Origin of the sequence: Patiriisocius sp. Uisw_017 (assembly GCF_047731265.1) — a bacterium.
Taxonomy (GTDB): Bacteria; Bacteroidota; Bacteroidia; order Flavobacteriales; family Flavobacteriaceae; genus Patiriisocius.
The window spans coordinates 2406704-2430079 of the sequence record NZ_CP159835.1 but is presented as its reverse complement, the minus strand read 5'-3'; the positions used below and the strand labels follow the sequence as shown (position 1 = coordinate 2430079).

The window sequence follows — 23376 nt, the reverse complement described above, 5'->3', positions numbered from 1 at the left end:
AGAGGGATTTTAAACGATTTAGATTCTTAGAATTGGAAAAGTAGCTTATTCTAAAATTAAAAGATAATAATAAGAAACAAAAAAACCAATAGTCAATTTTACATTACCATTGGTTTTAAAATTTTTTTAAACCGACCGCTTACGCGGTATTCAATTAAATAATTAAATTGATAAATAACTAAAAAGCCCGAACAGCACGCACATTGAGTGGGTAGTCCTTAGTGATGATGTCCTGAACACCATTGATGAAACCCTGAAACCACGCGGCATTGCTACTGTTCTCCGTAGAACTAAAGTAGGGATTATTACCAAATGCACTAAACCCAGAGACAGCCTCTAAAGTCACTTTATTTAAATACATCTCTTTCAACTCGTTTACACTTGGTAAAAACCATTCAGGGCCGTAGGAACGGGCCGCTAAGGCTGCTGGTGCACTAGGGCAATCAGTTAATGTTAATATACTATTAGTATTAGGCTCACCATCTCCTATTTCTGCACCAGGACCAGAAGGAACAGAAGGAACACTAGTGACATTTGGAACGCCTAGTAAATCTGTAGACATACAACCCCATTCTAACTCGGTTGCATAATCTGAAAAAGCACATACCAAGCCGCCACCGTTGCCATCTAACCAAAATACAACACCACCATCTCTTAAATCTCCTACTGTTGCTGGCTCTAAGGCTGCTATTCTGGCTTCTAAAGCTGCTATATACCCTTGGTCTATGCCGCCGGGTAAAGTGGTAGCTGTGGTTGCTGTGCTAGCTGTTTTAGATTGCAATGCATAAGGCACCGTTTTAAAAGCTGTGGTACCCATATCTTGCAGACCGCCCCCTGTATCTATTTGTACCTTTAAAAAGTGATTGTTACTGCTCCAATCAATTGTAGAGAAGTCTCCTGTTACAGGCGCTCCTTCTCCTATGTTTAGCATTACAATCCCATTGGCATCTGTAGTAGGTGCATGGGTTTCTTCATACACATTGGACGCTCCATCTAATATAGTAAAGGTAACATCGATAGCGGTACTGGAAACTATAACTCCAGATCCGTCTTTAATTAAGGCTTTGTAATTAATACCTTGTTGAGCAAACGATGTAATACAAAACAACAGTAAGCAAGCGAGGGTGATTCTTTTCATAAATTGAGTTTTTGAGATTTAGATTAGTTATACACTATAAAAATAGTGCGAAATTAAACATACTAAAATTCTTTTAGACATACGGTATTTTATACCTGTTTAAACGACAAAATCTTAAGGTTTATAGACCTAAAATCCCTCTCAATTTGAGAGGGATTTTAAACGATTTAGATTCTTAGAATTGGAAAAGTAGCTTATTCTAAAATTAAAAGATAATAATAAGAAACAAAAAAACCAATAGTCAATTTTACATTACCATTGGTTTTAAAATTTTTTTAAACCGACCGCTTACGCGGTATTCAATTAAATAATTAAATTGATAAATAACTAAAAAGCCCGAACCGCACGCACGATGATAGCGTTGCTCTTATTGATGGCGGCCTGATCACCATAGCTGAAATCCTGAGCCCACGCGTTATTGCTAATGCTCTCCGTAGAACTCCAGTAGGGAATACTTGGATTCAATGCACTAAACCCAGCGACTACCTCTAAAGTTGTTTTATTTGAATACATCTCTTTCAACTCGTTTATACTTGGTAAAAACCATTCAGGGCCGTAGGAACGGGCCGCTAAGGCTGCTGGTGCACTAGGGCAATCAGCTAATATACTATTAGTATTACTCATACCATCTCCTATTTCCGCACCAGGACCAGAAGGACCACTAGTAACATTTGGAACGTTTATTAAATCTGTACCATTACAACCCCATTCTACCTCGGTTGCATAATCTGAAAAAGCACATACCAAGCCGCCACCGTTGCCATCTAACCAAAATACAACACCGCCTTCCTTAATATCTCCTACTGTTAACTGCTCTAAAGCTGCTATTCTGGCTTCTAAAGCTGCTATATATCCTTGGTCTATGCCGCCGAGTAATGTGGTAGCTGTTGCTGCTGTGGTAGCTGTTGTTGCTGTTGTTGCTGTGGTTGCAGTGGTTGCAGTGGTAGCATGCATCGCATAAGGAACCGTTTTAAAAGCTGTGGCACCCATATCTTGCAGACCGCCCCCTGTATCTATTTGTACCTTTAAAAAGTGATTATTACTGCTCCAATCAATTGTAGAGAAGTCTCCTGTTACAGGCGTTCCTTCTCCTATGTTTAGTATTACAATCCCATTGGCATCTGTAGTAGGTGCATGGGTTTCTTCATACACATTGGACGCTCCATCTAATATAGTAAAGGTAACATCGATTGCTGTACTGGAAACTAGAACTCCAGATCCGTCTTTAATTAAGGCTTTGTAATTAATACCTTGTTGAGCAAACGATGTAATACAAAACAACAGTAAGCAAGCGAGGGTGATTCTTTTCATAAATTGAGTTTTTGAGATTTTGAGATTTTGAGATATAGATTAGTTATACACTATAAAAATAGTGCGAAATTAAACACACTAAAATTCTTTTAGACATACGGTATTTTATACCTGTTTAAACTACAAAATCTTAAGGTTTATAGACCTAAAATCCCTCTCAATTTGAGAGGGATTTTAAACGATTTAGATTCTTAGAATTGGAAAAGTAGCTTATTCTAAAATTAAAAGATAATAATAAGAAACAAAAAAACCAATAGTCAATTTTACGTTACCATTGGTTTTAAAATTTTTTTAGACCGACCGCTTACGCGGTATTCAATTAAATAATTAAATTGATAAATAACTAAAAAGCCCGAACCGCACGCACGTTGCTCGAGTTGTACTTAAAGCTGCTGCTCTGAACACCATTGGCGAAATTCTGCCTCCACGCGACATTGGAAACGACCTCCGTAGAACTCCAGTAGGGAATACTTGGATTCAATGCACTAAACCCAGCGACTACCTCTAAAGTTGTTTTATTTGAATACATCTCTTTCAACTCGTTTATACTTGGTAAAAACCATTCAGGGCCGTAGGAACGGGCCGCTAAGGCTGCTGGTGCACTAGGGCAATCAGCTAATATACTATTAGTATTACTCATACCATCTCCTATTTCCGCACCAGGACCAGAAGGACCACTAGTAACATTTGGAACGTTTATTAAATCTGTACCATAACAACCCCATTCTACCGTTGTTACATAATCTGACATAGCACATACCAAGCCGCCACCGTTGCCATCTAACCAAAATACAACACCGCCTTCCTTAATATCTCCTACTGTTAACTGCTCTAAAGCTGCTATTCTGGCTTCTAAAGCTGCTATATATCCTTGGTCTATGCCGCCGAGTAATGTGGTAGCTGTTGCTGCTGTGGTAGCTGTTGTTGCTGTTGTTGCTGTGGTTGCAGTGGTAGCATGCATCGCATAAGGCACCGTTTTAAAAGCTGTGGCACCCATATCTTGCAGACCGCCCCCTGTATCTATTTGTACCTTTAAAAAGTGATTATTACTGCTCCAATCAATTGTAGAGAAGTCTCCTGTTACAGGCGTTCCTTCTCCTATGTTTAGTATTACAATCCCATTGGCATCTGTAGTAGGTGCATGGGTTTCTTCATACACATTGGACGCTCCATCTAATATAGTAAAGGTAACATCGATAGCGGTACTGGAAACTATAACTCCAGATCCGTCTTTAATTAAGGCTTTGTAATTAATACCTTGTTGAGCAAACGATGTAATACAAAACAACAGTAAGCAAGCGAGGGTGATTCTTTTCATAAATTGAGTTTTTGAGATTTTGAGATTTTGAGATATAGATTAGTTATACACTATAAAAATAGTGCGAAATTAAACACACTAAAATTCTTTTAGACATACGGTATTTTATACCTGTTTAAACTACAAAATCTTAAGGTTTATAGACCTAAAATCCCTCTCAATTTGAGAGGGATTTTAAACGATTTAGATTCTTAGAATTGGAAAAGTAGCTTATTCTAAAATTAAAAGATAATAATAAGAAACAAAAAAACCAATAGTCAATTTTACGTTACCATTGGTTTTAAAATTTTTTTAAATCGACCGCTTACGCGGTATTCAATTAAATAATTAAATTGATAAATAACTAAAAAGCCCGAACCGCACGCACGTTGTTTGGGTAGTACTTACTGTTGGCGTACTGATTACCATCGTTGAAAAACTGAAGCCACGCGCCATTGAAATTGTACTCCGTAGAACTCCAGTAGGGAATACTTGGATTCAATGCACTAAACCCAGCGACTACCTCTAAAGTTGTTTTATTTGAATACATCTCTTTCAACTCGTTTATACTTGGTAAAAACCATTCAGGGCCGTAGGAACGGGCCGCTAAGGCTGCTGGTGCACTAGGGCAATCAGCTAATATACTATTAGTATTACTCATACCATCTCCTATTTCCGCACCAGGACCAGAAGGACCACTAGTAACATTTGGAACGTTTATTAAATCTGTACCATAACAACCCCATTCTACCGTTGTTACATAATCTGACATAGCACATACCAAGCCGCCACCGTTGCCATCTAACCAAAATACAACACCGCCTTCCTTAATATCTCCTACTGTTAACTGCTCTAAAGCTGCTATTCTGGCTTCTAAAGCTGCTATATATCCTTGGTCTATGCCGCCGAGTAATGTGGTAGCTGTTGCTGCTGTGGTAGCTGTTGTTGCTGTTGTTGCTGTGGTAGCATGCATCGCATAAGGAACCGTTTTAAAAGCTGTGGTAGCAATATCTTGCAGACCGCTCCCTGTATCTATTTGTACCTTTAAAAAGTGATTATTACTGCTCCAATCAATTGTAGAGAAGTCTCCTGTTACAGGCGCTCCTTCTCCTATGTTTAGCATTACAATCCCATTGGCATCTGTAGTAGGTGCATGGGTTTCTTCATACACATTGGACGCTCCATCTAATATAATAAAGGTAACATCGATAGCTGTACTGGAAACTATAACCCCAGATCCGTCTTTAATTAAGGCTTTGTAATTAATACCTTGTTGAGCAACCATGCCTACTGTAACGAATAGTAATAATGCTAGTGTGATTCTTTTCATGAATTGAGTTTTTAAGATATAGATTAGTTATACACTATAAAAATAGTGCGAAATTAAACATACTAAAATTCTTTTAGACATACGGTATTTTATACCTGTTTAAACTACAAAATCTTAAGGTTTATAGACCTAAAATCCCTCTCAATTTGAGAGGGATTTTAAACGATTTAGATTCTTAGAATTGGAAAAGTAGCTTATTCTAAAATTAAAAGATAATAATAAGAAACAAAAAAACCAATAGTCAATTTTACGTTACCATTGGTTTTAAAATTTTTTAAATCGACCGCCAGAGGCGGTATTCAATTAAATAATTAAATTGATAAATAACTAAAAAGCCCGAACCGCACGCACGTTGGCTGGGAGGTTCTTACTGTAGTCGAACTGAAAACCATTGTTGAAATACTGAAACCACGCGCTATAGTTATCGTACTCCGTAGAACTCCAGTAGGGAATACTTGGATTCAATGCACTAAACCCAGCGACTGCCTCTAAAGTTGTTTTATTTGAATACATCTCTTTCAACTCGTTTATACTTGGTAAAAACCATTCAGGGCCGTAGGAACGGGCCGCTAAGGCTGCTGGTGCACTAGGGCAATCAGCTAATATACTATTAGTATTACTCATACCATCTCCTATTTCCGCACCAGGACCAGAAGGACCACTAGTAACATTTGGAACGTTTATTAAATCTGTACCATAACAACCCCATTCTACCGTTGTTACATAATCTGACATAGCACATACCAAGCCGCCACCGTTGCCATCTAACCAAAATACAACACCGCCTTCCCTAATATCTCCTATTGCTGGTTGTGGTTCTAAAGCTGCTATTCTGGCTTCTAAAGCTGCTATATACCCTTGGTCTATGCCGCCGGGTAATGTGGTTGCTGTTGTTGCTGTGGTTGCTGTGGTAGCATGCATCGCATAAGGAACCGTTTTAAAAGCTGTGGTAGCAATATCTTGCAGACCGCTCCCTGTATCTATTTGTACCTTTAAAAAGTGATTATTACTGCTCCAATCAATTGTAGAGAAGTCTCCTGTTACAGGCGCTCCTTCTCCTATGTTTAGTATTACAATCCCATTGGCATCTGTAGTAGGTGCATGGGTTTCTTCATACACATTGGACGCTCCATCTAATATAATAAAGGTAACATCGATAGCTGTACTGGAAACTATAACCCCAGATCCGTCTTTAATTACAGCTTTGTAATTAATACCTTGTTGAGCAACCATGCTTACTGTAAATAATAGTAATAATGCGAGGGTAATTCTTTTCATGAATTGAAATTTAGATTAGTTATACACTATAAAAATAGTGCGAAATTAAACATACTAAAATTCTTTTAGACATACGGTATTTTATACCTGTTTAAACGACAAAATCTTAAGGTTTATAGACCTAAAATCCCTCTCAATTTGAGAGGGATTTTAAACGATTTAGATTCTTAGAATTGGAAAAGTAGCTTATTCTAAAATTAAAAGATAATAATAAGAAACAAAAAAACCAATAGTCAATTTTACATTACCATTGGTTTTAAAATTTTTTTAGACCGACCGCTTACGCGGTATTCAATTAAATAATTAAATTATTAAAAAGCCCGAACAGCACGCACGCTGTTTGGGAAGCCCTTACCATTGCTGATCTGAAAACCATTGAGGAAAAACAGTCCCCACGCGTTACTGGTATTGATCTCCGTAGAACTCCAGTAGACACCACTAAATGGAGCAAATCCAGAGACAGCCTCTAAAGTTGTTTTATTTATATATATTTCTTTTAACTCATATATACTTGGTAAAAACCATTCAGGACTTAATCCACGAGCCGCTAAGGCTGCAGGTGCTGTAGCGCATTCAGCTAATATACCATTCGTATTGTTTATACCATCTCCTATTTCTGAACCAAGACCAGAAGGATTACCACCATTATTACCATCTATTTGAACATAAGGGACATTTGGAACGTTTGGTAAATCTGTACCAGCACAACCCCAATCCCTAGAACCAGAATCTGACATAGCACATACCAAGCCGCCACCGTTGCCATCTAACCAAAATACAACACCGCCTGCTCTTAAATCTCCTATTGCCGCTGGTTGTGGTGGTGACTCTAAAGCTGCTATTCTGGCTTCTAAAGCTGCTATATACCCTTGGTCTATGCCGCCGGGTAATGTGAAAGCTGTTGTTGCTGTGGTTGTTGTGGTAGCATGCATCACATAAGGAACCGTTTTAAAAGCTGTGGTAGCAATATCTTGCAGACCGCTCCCTGTATCTATTTGTACCTTTAAAAAGTGATTATTACTGCTCCAATCAATTGTAGAGAAGTCTCCTGTTACAGGCGCTCCTTCTCCTATGTTTAGTATTACAATCCCATTGGCATCTGTAGTAGGTGCATGGGTTTCTTCATACACATTGGACGCTCCATCTAATATAGTAAAGGTAACATCGATAGCGGTACTGGAAACTATAACTCCAGATCCGTCTTTAATTAAGGCTTTGTAATTAATACCTTGTTGAGCAACCATGCCTACTGTAACGAATAGTAATAATGCTAGTGTGATTCTTTTCATGAATTGAGTTTTTAAGATTTAGATTAGTTATACACTATAAAAATAGTGCGAAATTAAACATACTAAAATTCTTTTAGACATACGGTATTTTATAGCTGTTTAAACGACAAAATCTTAAGGTTTATAGACCTAAAATCCCTCTCAATTTGAGAGGGATTTTAAACGATTTAGATTCTTAGAATTGGAAAAGTAGCTTATTCTAAAATTAAGAGATAATAATAAGAAACAAAAAAACCAATAGTCAATTTTACGTTACCATTGGTTTTAAAATTTTTTAAACCGACCGCTTACGCGGTATTCAATTAAATAATTAAATTCATAAATAACTAAAAAGCCCGAACCGCACGCACGGGGAATGAGTCGGTCTTATAGCTAGTGTTCTGATAATCATTAAAGAAAGCCTGTCTCCAAGCGAAATTGGCACTGACCTCCGTAGAACTCCAGTAGAAACTATTAAATGCACTAAACCCAGCGACTGCCCCTAAAGTTGTTTTATTTAAATACATCTCTTTCAACTCGTTTACACTTGGCAAAAACCATTCAGGACCTAATAAACGAGCCGCTAAGGCTGCAGGTGCTGTAGAGCAATTACTTAATATATTGTTAGTATTGTTTATACCATCTCCTATTTTTGCACCAAGACCAGTAGGAGGAAAACTCGTGTCATTTGGAACGTTTGGTAAATCTATACCAGCACAACCCCATTCTACTAGTACTGAATCTGACATAGCACATACCAAACCGTGGGTATTATCTGCCGGGTCTACCCAGAACACAACACCACCTTCCCTAAGATCTCCTATTGCCGCTGGCCCGGCTAATGGTGTTACTGAATTTGACGTAGCACTTGAATTACTCGTACCAATGGCATTGGTAGCAGTAACACTAAATGTATAAGCGGTTCCATTACTTAAGCCTGATACCGCTATGGTTCCACTGCCCGCCTGACTTAATGTGCCAGTGAGGCCACCTGGTGAGGAAGTTGCGGTATATCCTGTTATTGGGGAGCCTCCATCATTTAAAGGTGCCGTAAATGGAACACTTGCCGCTCCATTTCCTGCAACTGCGGTTCCTATTATTGGAGCATCGGGAACCGTGAGTGGTGTTACTGAATTTGACGCAGCACTTGGATTACTGGTTCCTATTGCATTGGTAGCAGTAACACTAAATGTATACGTTGTTCCATTTGTTAAGCCCGACACCGTTATGGTGCCACTTCCTGCCTGAGGTAAAGTTCCAGTAAAACCTACTGGTGAGGAAGTCGCGGTATATCCTGTTATTGCAGAACCGCCATCACCTAATGGAGCGGTAAATGGAACACTTGCCGCTCCATTTCCTGCAACTGCGGTTCCTATTGTTGGAGCATCAGGAACTGTGGATGGTGTTACTGAATTTGACGTAGCACTTGAATTACTCGTACCAATGGCATTGGTAGCAGTAACGCTAAATGTATAAGCGGTTCCATTACTTAAGCCTGATACCGCTATGCTTCCACTGCCCACCTGACTTAATGTGCCAGTGAGGCCACCTGGTGAGGAAGTTGCGGTATATCCTGTTATTGCAGAACCGCCATCATTTAATGGTGCCGTAAATGGAACACTTGCCAATTCATCTCCTGCAACGACGGTTCCTATTGTTGGAGCATCTGGAACCGTGGATGGTGGTGGTTCTAAAGCTGATATTCTGGCTTCTAAAGCTGCTATATACCCTTGGTCTATGCCGCCGGGTAATGTGGTAGCTGTGGTTGCTGTTGTTGTTGTGGTAGCATGCATCGCATAAGGAACCGTTTTAAAAGCTGTGGTAGCAATATCTTGCATACCGCTCCCTGTATCTATTTGTACCTTTAAAAAGTGATTATTACTGCTCCAATCAATTGTAGAGAAGTCTCCTGTTACAGGCGCTCCTTCTCCTATGTTTAGTATTACAATCCCATTGGCATCTGTAGTAGGTGCATGGGTTTCTTCATACACATTGGACGCTCCATCTAATATAATAAAGGTAACATCGATAGCGGTACTGGAAACTATAACCCCAGATCCGTCTTTAATTAAGGCTTTGTAATTAATACCTTGTTGAGCAACCATGCTTACTGTAAATAATAGTAATAATGCGAGGGTGATTCTTTTCATGAATTGAGTTTTTAAGATTTAGATTAGTTATACACTATAAAAATAATGCGAAATTAAACACACTAAAATTCTTTTAGACATACGGTATTTTATACCTGTTTAAACGACAAAATCTTAAGGTTTATAGACCTAAAATCCCTCTCAATTTGAGAGGGATTTTAAACGATTTAGATTCTTAGAATTAGAAAAGTAGCTTATTCTAAAATTAAAAGATAATAATAAGAAACAAAAAAACCAATAGTCAATTTTACGTTACCATTGGTTTTAAAATTTTTTAAACCGACCGCTTACGCGGTATTCAATTAAATAATTAAATTCATAAATAACTAAAAAGCCCGAACAGCACGCACATTGAAAATGTTGTTTGTATCGCTATAGTTCTGACTACCAAAGTTGAAATTTAGTCCCCACGCGAAAACGTTATCGCCCTCCGTAGAACTCCAGTAGTAAATACTAAATGCACTAAACCCAGCGACTGCCTCTAAAGTTGTTTTATTTATATCCATTTGGTCTAACTCCTTGGCACTTGGTAAAAACCATTCAGGACCTAATAAACGAGCCGCTAAGGCTGCAGGTGCACTAGGGCAATCAACTAATATACTATTAGTATTACTCTCTCCGTCTCCTATTTCTGCACCAGGACCCACAGGATTACCACCATTCCAAGCAACATTTGGTACGTTTATTAAATCTGTACCAGCACAACCCCATTGTGTACCACCTGAAGAATCTGACAAAGCACAGACCAAGCCGTGTGTGTTATCTGCAGGATCTACCCAGAACACAACACCACCATCTCGCAAATCTCCTACGCTTGGTGGTGGTGGTGGTTCTAAAGCTGCTATTCTGGCTTCTAAAGCTGCTATATACCCTTGGTCTATGCCGCCGGGTAATGTGGTAGCTGTTGTTGCTGTGGTTGTTGTGGTAGCATGCATCGCATAAGGAACCGTTTTAAAAGCTGTGGTAGCAATATCTTGCATACCGCTCCCTGTATCTATTTGTACCTTTAAAAAGTGATTATTACTGCTCCAATCAATTGTAGAGAAGTCTCCTGTTACAGGCGCTCCTTCTCCTATGTTTAGTATTACAATCCCATTGGCATCTGTAGTAGGTGCATGGGTTTCTTCATACACATTGGACGCTCCATCTAATATAATAAAGGTAACATCGATAGCGGTACTGGAAACTATAACTCCAGATCCGTCTTTAATTAAGGCTTTGTAATTAATACCTTGTTGAGCAACCATGCTTACTGTAAATAATAGTAATAATGCGAGGGTGATTCTTTTCATGAATTGAGTTTTTAAGATTTAGATTAGTCATACACTACAAAAATAGTGCGAAATTAAACATACTAAAATTCTTTTAGACATACGGTATTTTATAGCTGTTTAAACCACCAAATCTTAAGGTTTATAGACCTAAAATCCCTCTCAATTTGAGAGGGATTTTAAACGATTTAGATTCTTAGAATTGGAAAAGTAGCTTATTCTAAAATTAAAAGATAATAATAAGAAACAAAAAAACCAATAGTCAATTTTACGTTACCATTGGTTTTAAAATTTTTTAAATCGACCGCCAGAGGCGGTATTAATTAAATTGATAAATTGTTAAATAACTAAAAAGCCCGAACAGCACGAACATTGGTTGCGCCGTCCTTAGTGGTGACGTACTGACCACCACTGGAGAAATTCTGAAACCACGCGAGACCGTTACCGTCCTCCGTAGAACTCCAGTAGAAACTATTAAATGCACTAAACCCAGCGACTGCCCCTAAAGTTGTTTTATTTAAATACATCTCTTTCAACTCGTTTACACTTGGCAAAAACCATTCAGCACCTAATGAACGAGCAGCTAAGGCTGTAGGTGCTGTAGGGCAATCATTTAATATCGCGTTCGTATTACTCATACCATCTCCTATTTCTGCACCAGGACCCGTAGGAGGAGAACTAATGACATTTGGAACGTTTGGTAAATCTGTACCATTACAACCCCATTCTACTAGTACTGAATCTGACATAGCACATACCAATCCGCGGGTATTATCTGCCGGGTCTACCCAGAACACAACACCACCTTCCCTAATATCTCCTATTACCGCTGGCCCGGCTAATGGTGTTACTGAATTTGACGTAGCACTTGAATTACTCGTACCAATGGCATTGGTAGCAGTAACACTAAATGTATAAGCGGTTCCATTACTTAAGCCTGATACCGCTATGGTTCCACTGCCCGCCTGACTTAATGTGCCAGTGAGGCCACCTGGTGAGGAAGTTGCGGTATATCCTGTTATTGGGGAGCCTCCATCATTTAAAGGTGCCGTAAATGGAACACTTGCCGCTCCATTTCCTGCAACTGCGGTTCCTATTATTGGAGCATCGGGAACCGTGAGTGGTGTTACTGAATTTGACGCAGCACTTGGATTACTGGTTCCTATTGCATTGGTAGCAGTAACACTAAATGTATACGTTGTTCCATTTGTTAAGCCCGACACCGTTATGGTGCCACTTCCTGCCTGAGGTAAAGTTCCAGTAAAACCTACTGGTGAGGAAGTCGCGGTATATCCTGTTATTGCAGAACCGCCATCACCTAATGGAGCGGTAAATGGAACACTTGCCGCTCCATTTCCTGCAACTGCGGTTCCTATTGTTGGAGCATCAGGAACTGTGGATGGTGTTACTGAATTTGACGTAGCACTTGAATTACTCGTACCAATGGCATTGGTAGCAGTAACGCTAAATGTATAAGCGGTTCCATTACTTAAGCCTGATACCGCTATGCTTCCACTGCCCACCTGACTTAATGTGCCAGTGAGGCCACCTGGTGAGGAAGTTGCGGTATATCCTGTTATTGCAGAACCGCCATCATTTAATGGTGCCGTAAATGGAACACTTGCCAATTCATCTCCTGCAACGACGGTTCCTATTGTTGGAGCATCTGGAACCGTGGATGGTGGTGGTTCTAAAGCTGATATTCTGGCTTCTAAAGCTGCTATATACCCTTGGTCTATGCCGCCGGGTAATGTGGTAGCTGTGGTTGCTGTTGTTGTTGTGGTAGCATGCATCGCATAAGGAACCGTTTTAAAAGCTGTGGTAGCAATATCTTGCATACCGCTCCCTGTATCTATTTGTACCTTTAAAAAGTGATTATTACTGCTCCAATCAATTGTAGAGAAGTCTCCTGTTACAGGCGCTCCTTCTCCTATGTTTAGTATTACAATCCCATTGGCATCTGTAGTAGGTGCATGGGTTTCTTCATACACATTGGACGCTCCATCTAATATAATAAAGGTAACATCGATAGCGGTACTGGAAACTATAACCCCAGATCCGTCTTTAATTACAGCTTTGTAGTTGATGCCGTCTTGGGCAACCATGCTTACTGTAACGAATAGTAATAATGCTAGTGTGATTCTTTTCATGAATTGAGTTTTTAAGATTTAGACTAGTTGTACACTATAAAAATAGTGCGAAATTAAACATACTAAAATTCTTTTAGACATACGGTATTTTATAGCTGTTTAAACCACCAAATCTTAAGGTTTATAGACCTAAAATCCCTCTCAATTTGAGAGGGATTTTAAACGATTTAGATTCTTAGAATTGGAAAAGTAGCTTATTCTAAAATTAAAAGATAATAATAATAATAATAAGAAACAAAAAAACCAATAGTCAATTTTATGTTACCATTGGTTTTAAAATTTTTTTAAACCGACCGCTTACGCGGCATTCAATTAAATAATTAAATTGTTAAAAAGCCCGAACCGCACGCACGAGGTATGGGTAGTACTTACCGTTGGGGCCCTGAAAACCATTGAAGAAATTCTGAAACCACGCCTTAAAGGTAACGTCCTCCGTAGAACTCCAGTAGTAATCATTAATACTAAGTACATTAAACCCAGCGACAGCCTGTAAAGTCGCTCTATTTATATATATTTCGTTTAACTCATTGATACTGGGTAAAAACCAATCAGGGCCGTAGGAACGGGCCGCTAAGGCTGCTGGTGCACTAGGACAATCAACTAATATACCAGAAGTATTATCCTCACCGTCTCCTATTTCTGCACCAAGCCCCACAGGAATACCTCCATTATAAGGGACATTTGGAACGTTTATTAAATCTGTACCATAACAACCCCATTCTACCGTTGTTACATAATCTGACATAGCACATACCAAGCCGCCACCGTTGCCATCTACCCAAAATACGACACCGCCTTCCCTAATATCTCCTATTGCTGGTTGTGGTTCTAAAGCTACTATTCTGGCTTCTAAAGCTGCTATATACCCTTGGTCTATGCCGCCGGGTAATGTGGTTGCTGTTGTTGCTGTTGTTGCTGTGGTAGCATGCATCGCATAAGGCACCGTTTTAAAAGCTGTGGTACCCATATCTTGCAGACCGCCCCCTGTATCTATTTGTACCTTTAAAAAGTGACTATTACTGCTCCAATCAATTGTAGAGAAGTCTCCTGTTACAGGTGTTCCTTCACCTATGTTTAGTATTACAATCCCATTGGCATCTGTAGTAGGTGCATGGGTTTCTTCATACACATTGGACGCTCCATCTAATATAGTAAAGGTAACATCGATAGCGGTACTGGAAACTATAACTCCAGATCCGTCTTTAATTAAGGCTTTGTAATTAATACCTTGTTGAGCAACCATGCCTACTGTAACGAATAGTAATAATGCTAGTGTGATTCTTTTCATGAATTGAGTTTTTAAGATATAGATTAGTTATACACTATAAAAATAGTGCGAAATTAAACATACTAAAATTCTTTTAGACATACGGTATTTTATACCTGTTTAAACTACAAAATCTTAAGGTTTATAGACCTAAAATCCCTCTCAAATTGAGAGGGATTTTAAACGATTTAGATTCTTAGAATTGGAAAAGTAGCTTATTCTAAAATTAAGAGATAATAATAAGAAACAAAAAAACCAATAGTCAATTTTACGTTACCATTGGTTTTAAAATTTTTTTAAACCGACCGCTTACGCGGCATTCAATTAAATAATTAAATTGTTAAAAAGCCCGAACAGCACGCACATTGGTTACGCTGTTGTCCTTGGAGCCGACCCAATAACCACTGCCAAAAATATAGTACCACGCGCTAATGATATCGTGCTCCGTAGAACTCCAGTAGGGATTATTACCAAATGCAATAAACCCAACAACTGCCTCTAAAGTTGTTTTATTTATCTGCATCTCATTCAACTCGTTTACACTTGGCAAAAACCATTCAGGGCCGTAGGAACGGGCCGCTAAGGCTGCTGGTGCACTAGGGCAATCAGCTAATATACTATTAGTATTACTCTCACCATGTCCTACTTCTGCACCAGAACCAGAAGCAGTAGGAGTATTAGGAACATTTGGAACGTTTGGTAAATCTAAACCTAAACAACCCCATTCTAACTCGGTTGCATAATCTGAAAGAGCACATACCAAACCGTGGGTATTATCTGCAGGATCTACCCAGAACACAACACCACCATCTCGCAAATCTCCTACTGTTGCTCCTATTGGCTGCGACTGCTCTAAAGCTAATATTCTAGCTTCTAAAGCTACTATATATCCTTGGTCTATGCCGCCGGGTAAAGTGTTAGCTGTTGTTGCTGTTGTTGCTGTGGTAGCATGCATCGCATAAGGCACCGTTTTAAAAGCTGTGGTACCGATGTCTTGCAGACCGCTCCCTGTATCTATTTGTACCTTTAAAAAGTGATTATTACTGCTCCAATCAATTGTAGAGAAGTCTCCTGTTACAGGCGCTCCTTCTCCTATGTTTAGTATTACAATCCCATTGGCATCTGTGGTAGGTGCATGGGTTTCTTCATACACATTGGACGCTCCATCTAATATAGTAAAGGTAACATCGATTGCGGTACTGGAAACTATAACTCCAGATCCGTCTTTAATTAAGGCTTTGTAATTAATACCTTGTTGAGCAACCATGCCTACTGTAACGAATAGTAATAATGCTAGTGTGATTCTTTTCATGAATTGAGTTTTTAAGATTTAGATTAGTCATACACTATAAAAATAGTGCGAAATTAAACATACTAAAATTCTTTTAGACATACGGTATTTTATACCTGTTTAAACCACCAAATCTTAAGGTTTATAGACCTAAAATCCCTCTCAAATTGAGAGGGATTTTAAACGATTTAGATTCTTAGAATTGGAAAAGTAGCTTATTCTAAAATTAAAAGATAATAATAAGAAACAAAAAAACCAATAGTCAATTTAACGTTACCATTGGTTTTAAAATTTTTTTAAATCGACCGCTTACGCGGTATTCAATTAAATAATTAAATTGATAAATAACTAAAAAGCCCGAACCGCACGCACGTCGTATGCGTTGAACTTAATGAAGTAGTCCTGAAGACCATTGCCGAAATTCTGTCTCCACGCGAAATCGTTATTGAACTCCGTAGAACTCCAGTAGAAACCACCAGAAAAACCGCCAAGGCCTTGAAGACGGAGGTTTACATACATCATGTCTAATTCATCTTTTGATGGTAAATACCAATCTGTAAATCCCCCATCAGATAGCCCTTCACATTGATCCGCTGCAGGACATAAAGAACTGTTATCTGAAGCTCTCGCAATACTTTTTTTTGTGTTTTGAGCACCTCCAAAAATTCCATTTGCAAAAGCCCATGTATCAAAATTTATAGGTGACCATTCGTAAAAGCCTGTCTCATCAGATGCTTTGGCAACCAACCCATGACAACCCGATCCATCTAAATAAAAAATAATACCGCCTTGGTAGGTGTCACCTATTGAAAGCCCGCAAGTAGATGTCACACTTTCTGCTGTTTTAGCATGCAATGCATAAGGAACCGTTTTAAAAGCTGTGGCACCCATATCTTGCAGACCGCCCCCTGTATCTATTTGTACCTTTAAAAAGTGACTATTACTGCTCCAATCAATTGTAGAGAAGTCTCCTGTTACAGGTGTTCCTTCACCTATGTTTAGTATTACAATCCCATTGGCATCTGTAGTAGGTGCATGGGTTTCTTCATACACATTGGACGCTCCATCTAATATAGTAAAGGTAACATCGATAGCGGTACTGGAAACTATAACTCCAGATCCGTCTTTAATTAAGGCTTTGTAATTAATACCTTGTTGAGCAAAGGTGGTCATGCTACATAGTAATAGTAGTGCAAAAGTAAATCTTTTCATGAGTTGATTTTTTTAAGATTCGTCTAAAATCAACTCAAAGAGTAAGAGAGAAAGAAAGCCTAGCCTTGATTCGTTGAATGTAAAGATACATAAATTTGTATTTGATATAACTAATGGTAACAACGTATAAAATTGATGGCGCTAACCTATCAATAAGTGAGTAATTTGAACAAATATTAGCAACTTGAAATTCCGAAAAATACGAACTCGCTTGCCTTGCTTATTCGCACGCGGCTCAGTTAATTTGTAGGAAAGAAAGATGTTGGTCGGTTTAGCCGCTTCCAGCCCCGCCGAAAAAGCGGGCTTATGCAAGCTGCGCCAGGCGCCGCTAATCTTAGAGAAAACCGTTAGGCAATATTAAAAACACTAACAACTGCTGAAATAATAAATTCTACACCAATTGCAATAACAATGAAACCAATAATTCTTGATAATGCATTTATTCCAGAAGCTCCAAGTATTTTGACAATATAAAATGAACTTTTCAATATTAAATATATACATATTGTAGATAATACAATTGCTCCACTTATAATTAACTTACTATTTAACCCTTCAAGCTCCTGATTATAAGTTATTAATAATGACATTGTTCCTGGGCCAGCTATCATAGGCATTGCTAAAGGAGTTAATGAAATATCAGATCGAGTTTCGATATCTATTTTTACTTTCTCTTTTTTTATCCCTTTGTGCTTGTTAAAATCTCCCATCAACAAAGCAAAACCTGATGAAACAATAATTAGTCCTCCTGCAATTTTTAGCGAATTCAATGTAATTCCAAAGAATAATAAGATGTACTTTCCAGCAAAAAATGAGATAAGTAATATTATTAATACATTTAAAGATGTCCAAAATGCTATTTTATTTCGCTCCAACCTATTTTTATCTTCTGTTAAACCAACAAATACAGGTACTGTGCCCAAAGGATTCATAACAGAGAATAATGCTGCAAAAATCAGTATAAATAATTCCATTTTTTTTATCGCAAAGATCAATGTTTTTGACTTTTTTTAAATTAAATCTATGTAAAGTTTATATTAAAAAACTGAGTGAAAATAAATAACATTGTCTAACAAAGTGAAAAAATAATAAGGGTTTTAGTGCTTAAACCAAAGTTCAGTGCATTTTACAAATCCCGCAAAATTTAAAATTTTGAAGGTATATTATTAAAGAAAAAAATTATAAATTTGGCTAATTCCTTAATCGAAAGTTTAGTACTTTTAAATCCAACACTAACTATAGCTTGGTCGTTGTAAACAATACCAAAAGAACTCAACAGTGAGTATTATAAATAAATGTTTAATTAAAATTAAAGACTATGATTAAAAAATCAATGAAAATGATGGCAATCTTATTTGCTTCATCAATGTTATTAACTTCTTGTTATTCTTACACAAGTGTTGTCGGAGAAGGAGCTCAAGGGAATTCTCAAACATCAAAATGGAACCATTATGTCGTTTTAGGTTTAGCTCCTGTTGGAGTTTCTGATTCAAAACAAATGGCAGATGGTGCGAAAGATTACACAGTTCACACAAGACAGACATTTGTAAACGGATTAGTAGCTTCTTTAACATTTGGAATTTACACTCCATCTACTACTACAGTAACTAAATAATTAGTAAATTAAAAAAAGTAAGGTAATTCTTGAATTACCTTACTTTTTGAATAATCTGAAAATGAAAAAAATATTATTTTACATATCATCTATTTTCTGCTTAATTTTAATGATTAATATATTTAGAATATTAATCAACGATTTAGATAGATTGAATGAATACGGATTTGGATATTTAGTTGGGAAAATTATACTTTTTGGAATTTTTTTAGCTTTAGTTCTTTTAACAAAAAAGAGCATTCTGAAAAAGAAAGTAACTGAATAACACCCCGTTTACAACACCGTATAAACTTTATTGCTAGTTTTTGTTTACTTTTGAAAGTCCTCTCGGACTTTCGTTCTTCGTAATTATTTATAAATTTCACTGCTAAAATAAAGCAACAAAGCTTCTACTAAACGTTGTAGCCAATTAGACGAACCTCGTGGTTTTAGAACATTAGAAAATAGAAATTAATTAGAAAGTTGTATTTGAAACCATCATTTGCAACACTGAATCTACTTTCCCATTTCCACAGCTCGATCTAACGCTGCGAAAGCAGCTTACTTTATCAGTTCAGCAGCATTGTTATCCTCCATGGAATCCAACGCTGCTTGTATAGTTTCACCTTTACTAGCCACTTTTTTGGCTCACTAGTGCAGGCTCAAAAATACCAGCATTTACTAATAAAACATCAACTTCTCCAAAATCAAATTGTACTTCTGCCACCAAATCATCTATTGCCGAAAGGCTTTTAACATCAACAACAATTCCTTCGATACCAAGTTATTGAAATGCTTTGGTAACCTTTTCCGAATCTCTTCTCGTAATTATAATAGAAGGTCAGACCTTTCAAGTTCCATAACATTAACCATGACCATTTTATAGTGGACAATATGTGGCTGGAGGCTTTTAAGCTATTTACAAGTTCCCACAAGTGTAATTATGTATTTTAAAATAAACACCCTGGAAAGCCCTGGAATGGCAAAAAACCACCTGTTATAGTATAGAGCACAAATAAGAAAGCCAAAATTAAATAGTGATTTCAAGGGTTGTAACCCATTTAGGTCTTTGTGTTTGTTTAAAGCAAAGTACAACATAGTCGTCTAGTATTCTTATACTAAACGTACAATATTTGACCATAAAGTGGCCAAGACATTTACCAACTATTTTTTGCTATTAAGCCGTTAAAATGGTAGGTCAATGGATTCTGGATTAATAAAATCTTTGGTATACGGATTTTCAAGAAAGCTAAGTGGCGGCTTTTGAAATGGAAGAATATCATCTTTTTCAATACCGTAAACCTGCCAATAATTGGATAGCAATTGGGCATATATATCCTCATCCCAAAATCCGAAATGAGGTTGCTTACCAGCCATTTCGACTTCTATGGTAATCCCATTGTCTTGGTTTTTAATTTTGTATTCGGGTTTGTACTGTAATATATAGTCTGAATAATGAAACCTAGCATACAACTCTTCAAACTGGATGGGATGTAAAACATGACCTTCCATTTTATCGAGGATCTCTTTTTGCTTCTCCCCAATTACCCCGTTATCTTGTAAACATGCAATAAAACCAAAGTCATTGACTCCAAATGAAAACATTAAATTAACCGCATCGTCGCGATAGCTAAAAATATCGGCAGAATATTTAAGTGGAAATAAGGCGATGCTCCATGGTTTTTTTCCAACGAAGGAAATTGGTTCTATTAAGGATTGTAGCATTAAATGGAAGTGACTAAAGCGTTCCCTGAGCGTGGCGGAAAGCACAAATTCTTCACCTTGACTTATCAGCCTGTCTCTTTCATAAAGTATTTCGTAGTATAGCATACCATAGACCATTCTGCCTGTCCATTGAAAAAGCAACTCTTGATCGAGTGACGCCATGCCTTCAAAACCCTTTTTATACGCAGCCTCCACTTTTACATCCAGCTCCTCAAAAGCTGTTTTCACTTCGGAAGAACACGGTAATTTAAGATCTGCGTAATTATAAGATTTGGCTTTGTCCATCAACTCAATTCTTTCATTACCTAATTTAAAATGATCCATCAGCCATACTGGAAAAACGGTCATGTTTTCATTTGTCAAAGCTCCTGAAAGGAAGCAAAAATGTTCGTCAAAATTCAAATCCTTAAAAGGATTAAAAAGCGTTTGTGTCATCAATATTCAGAAAAATTAAGGGTTAATTTTTTTTGCAAATTTAACCATAAATTATTGTTTGATTTGCCCAATTTATATAGAATCAAAAATCTCAAATTTTGGACAGTGCCGTAAAACCTTCCCTTAATAATGGAACCGCTCAACAATGTTGATTATTAGGACCCAGAGTTTTCAGCCCAACTCTTCCTAAAATTGGTAATGCTACAAGGCCATTTTGGAAAGTAGCCAAATATTATTTAGGGATTGAGTTTGTCCTTAAATTCATTAATAATTCCGCCTTTCAAAAGAATATTTATCTGGCGGTCGCTTAAGCTATGCTTGGTGTCAAATTCAAGTTGTTTGCCCGAATCGTTACTGACTAAAACTTTGATGGGATTCCTGTTCTTAATATCCTCCCTTAAACTTTTAAAACTTACCATATCAGCCTGTTCGATCTTATCATAATCTTTAATATTGATAAATTCAAGTGGCAATATTCCAAAATTAGCCAGGTTTTGCCACGCGATGCGTGCATACGATAGGGCTATAACGGCAACCTGTCCTAAATACTTGGGCGCAAGTGCCGCGTGCTCCCTACTGGATCCTTGGGCATAATTTTCCCCAGCGACAACAATATGCCCACCATAATGGGATTTGGACTCCATAGCCCTATCATAAAAAGAGTCGTCTAACACTGTAAAGGTATACTTGCTGATTTCGGGAAGGTTACTTCTAAAGGGCAATACCTCGGCCCCAGCCTTTAAGATTTCATCAGTAGAAACACTATCTCCCATTTTTAGCAAAACTGGAACTTTGTATTTGTCCATCAATGGGTCGATATGGGGAAGGGCCTTAATATTCGGTCCTTTCTTTAACTTAATGTGAGAGCCGTCTTCCAGTGGGGCTACCAACATATCAATATTGATGATCTCCATTTCTGGGTTTTTGTAATTGGGGTAACTCATTTTAAATAATTTAACAAGATCCCTGGGGTCGGTAATTTTCCCCGTTAGGGCAGACGCGGCAGCCGTTTCGGGACTGCATAGATATACTTGGTCATCTTTTGTTCCCGATCTGTCGGGAAAATTTCGTGGCATTGTCCTCAAACTAATGGTGTCTGACGCCGGGGCTTGACCCATGCCGATACAGCCCATACAGCCCGATTGATGGAATCTTGCTCCTGCTTTGATCAGGTTAGCAAAGGCGCGGTTTTCTATCATGTTTTGAATGATTTGCCGCGAGGTCGGGTTGATATCAAAAGATACCTCACTGCTTACGGTCTTATCCTTTACAATGGCTCCTGCCATCCAAAAATCTCGTAGACCAGGGTTAGCGGAAGACCCAATTACTACTTGACCGATTGATTTTCCGGCAACTTCGCTCACTGGAACCACATTTCCCGGACTGGTCGGTTTGGCAATGAGCGGTACAAGCTCGCTTAGTACTATTTCTTCATGTAGATCATATTCGCAACCTGTATCGGCTACCAATTCAACCCAGTCATCTTCCCTACCCTGGGATCTTAGAAAGCGTTTCGTTTCATCATCACTAGGAAATACTGTGGTAGTAGCACCCAACTCAGCACCCATATTGGCAATGACGTGACGATCCATTGCGCTCAGATGTTTTAATCCCTCCCCATAATATTCCAAAATTTTACCAACACCGCCCGTTACATCATGTCTTCGAAGCATCTCTAGAATAATATCCTTGGCACTTACCCAATCGGGCAGTTTCCCCGTTAGCTTGATGCCCATGATTTTTGGCATTTTTACAAAATAGGGTTGCCCAGCTATGGCAGCTGCCACATCCAAACCTCCCGTGCCAATAGCGAGCATGCCTAAAGATCCCGCCGCACAACTATGGCTGTCAGAACCCACCAAGGTTTTCCCAGGCTTACCGAAACGCTCCATGTGCACGGGATGGCTTACCCCGTTTCCCGGCCGGCTGTACCATAAACCAAAACGTTGCGCAGCGGACAACAGGAATAAATGATCGTCTGCATTCTTAAAATCGGTCTGCAACAAATTATGATCAACATATTGAACGGCCACTTCTGTCTTTGCCCTATCAAGACCCATTGCTTCTAGTTCTAATTGAACCAAAGTACCTGTTGCATCTTGCAACAAAGCCTGGTCTATTTTTATACCAATTTCCATTCCTTGTACCATTTCTCCATGAAGAAGATGTTCCTTGATTAGTTTCTGGGCAACATTTAAATTGGTCATAACATTAGTGTTTATTTGATCTTTAAGTTATGGATTTTATAGAAACAACTTAGTGGGTTTAACAATATCTTATGCTTGTTCAAGCTTCATCATGTATTTTGAAATTTTATCCATATTCTCATTGGTTCAGTGGTTTCTTATAACAGCTTTATTCTAGTAACGACCATCTCTATAACCCTATCAACTTTTTATTTTATTCAAAATACAATTCCAAAAGATTTTTAAATAGTAAACAAAATTAGGTTCTGCACATTAGTTTACGGAGCTTTAATTCAGGAAAACTATATTTTATGGCTGTACAACTTTTTACTATCATCGATTTGAACAACTTCATAAGAAGTTTTTTTTAACATCGATATCAGTCTATGTTAAACACATATGCGCTTTTTAATGTACAGGTTTAAACCTTCATTTTTAAAACAATTAGATTCATTTGTAAATCCAATTTACAC

Annotated in this window: 17 protein-coding genes; 1 reads left to right on the top strand and 16 read right to left on the bottom strand. The window is 38.0% G+C overall.

Features of this window, described 5'->3' with window-relative positions; all coding sequences use genetic code 11:
* Positions 1–178: 178 nt before the first annotated feature.
* The 13 genes from ABXT67_RS11105 to ABXT67_RS11045 form a co-directional block, all read right to left on the bottom strand.
* Complete coding sequence (locus ABXT67_RS11105; RefSeq protein WP_415374062.1) at positions 179–1138, bottom strand: hypothetical protein; 960 nt, start codon at positions 1136–1138, stop codon at positions 179–181.
* Between the two features lie 327 nt (positions 1139–1465).
* Entirely contained in the window at positions 1466–2449 is a 984-nt protein-coding gene (locus ABXT67_RS11100) for a DUF1566 domain-containing protein (RefSeq protein WP_415374061.1), read from the bottom strand.
* Positions 2450–2792: 343 nt separating this feature from the next.
* Complete coding sequence (locus tag ABXT67_RS11095) at positions 2793–3767, bottom strand: hypothetical protein (protein WP_415374060.1); 975 nt, start codon at positions 3765–3767, stop codon at positions 2793–2795.
* Positions 3768–4110: 343 nt separating this feature from the next.
* Positions 4111–5076 carry a hypothetical protein gene (locus ABXT67_RS11090; RefSeq protein ID WP_415374059.1) on the bottom strand — a complete coding sequence of 322 codons (966 nt, stop codon included), beginning with the start codon at positions 5074–5076 and terminating at the stop codon, positions 4111–4113.
* 327 nt (positions 5077–5403) lie between these two features.
* Entirely contained in the window at positions 5404–6354 is a 951-nt protein-coding gene (locus ABXT67_RS11085) for a DUF1566 domain-containing protein (protein WP_415374058.1), read from the bottom strand.
* A gap of 311 nt (positions 6355–6665) precedes the next feature.
* Positions 6666–7643, bottom strand: a complete 978-nt coding sequence (locus tag ABXT67_RS11080) for a hypothetical protein (RefSeq protein WP_415374057.1) — start codon at positions 7641–7643, stop codon at positions 6666–6668.
* A 326-nt stretch (positions 7644–7969) separates the two neighbouring features.
* Positions 7970–9772: a fibronectin type III domain-containing protein gene (locus ABXT67_RS11075; RefSeq protein WP_415374056.1), complete on the bottom strand. Its 1803-nt coding sequence runs from the start codon at positions 9770–9772 to the stop codon at positions 7970–7972.
* Between the two features lie 326 nt (positions 9773–10098).
* A complete protein-coding gene (locus tag ABXT67_RS11070; RefSeq protein WP_415374055.1) occupies positions 10099–11064 on the bottom strand; it encodes a hypothetical protein in 966 nt (321 codons plus the stop codon).
* Between the two features lie 326 nt (positions 11065–11390).
* Positions 11391–13193, bottom strand: a complete 1803-nt coding sequence (locus tag ABXT67_RS11065; protein ID WP_415374054.1) for a fibronectin type III domain-containing protein — start codon at positions 13191–13193, stop codon at positions 11391–11393.
* Between the two features lie 328 nt (positions 13194–13521).
* On the bottom strand, positions 13522–14481 hold the full coding sequence (locus ABXT67_RS11060) for a DUF1566 domain-containing protein (RefSeq protein ID WP_415374053.1): 960 nt from the start codon (positions 14479–14481) through the stop codon (positions 13522–13524).
* A 319-nt stretch (positions 14482–14800) separates the two neighbouring features.
* Entirely contained in the window at positions 14801–15772 is a 972-nt protein-coding gene (locus ABXT67_RS11055) for a hypothetical protein (protein ID WP_415374052.1), read from the bottom strand.
* Positions 15773–16099: 327 nt separating this feature from the next.
* On the bottom strand, positions 16100–16963 hold the full coding sequence (locus ABXT67_RS11050) for a DUF1566 domain-containing protein (RefSeq protein ID WP_415374051.1): 864 nt from the start codon (positions 16961–16963) through the stop codon (positions 16100–16102).
* A 347-nt stretch (positions 16964–17310) separates the two neighbouring features.
* Entirely contained in the window at positions 17311–17937 is a 627-nt protein-coding gene (locus ABXT67_RS11045; protein ID WP_415374050.1) for a MarC family NAAT transporter, read from the bottom strand.
* Between the two features lie 344 nt (positions 17938–18281).
* Between ABXT67_RS11045 and ABXT67_RS11040 the strand changes: the two genes are divergently transcribed.
* Entirely contained in the window at positions 18282–18578 is a 297-nt protein-coding gene (locus ABXT67_RS11040; protein WP_415374049.1) for a Bor family protein, read from the top strand.
* Between the two features lie 610 nt (positions 18579–19188).
* Here ABXT67_RS11040 and ABXT67_RS11035 read toward each other — a convergent pair.
* The 3 genes from ABXT67_RS11035 to ABXT67_RS11025 form a co-directional block, all read right to left on the bottom strand.
* A complete protein-coding gene (locus ABXT67_RS11035; RefSeq protein WP_415376986.1) occupies positions 19189–19326 on the bottom strand; it encodes a hypothetical protein in 138 nt (45 codons plus the stop codon).
* Positions 19327–19742: 416 nt separating this feature from the next.
* Positions 19743–20717, bottom strand: a complete 975-nt coding sequence (locus ABXT67_RS11030) for a hypothetical protein (RefSeq protein WP_415374048.1) — start codon at positions 20715–20717, stop codon at positions 19743–19745.
* Positions 20718–20953: 236 nt separating this feature from the next.
* Complete coding sequence (locus ABXT67_RS11025) at positions 20954–22924, bottom strand: aconitate hydratase (protein WP_415374047.1); 1971 nt, start codon at positions 22922–22924, stop codon at positions 20954–20956.
* Between the last annotated feature and the right edge of the window lie 452 nt (positions 22925–23376).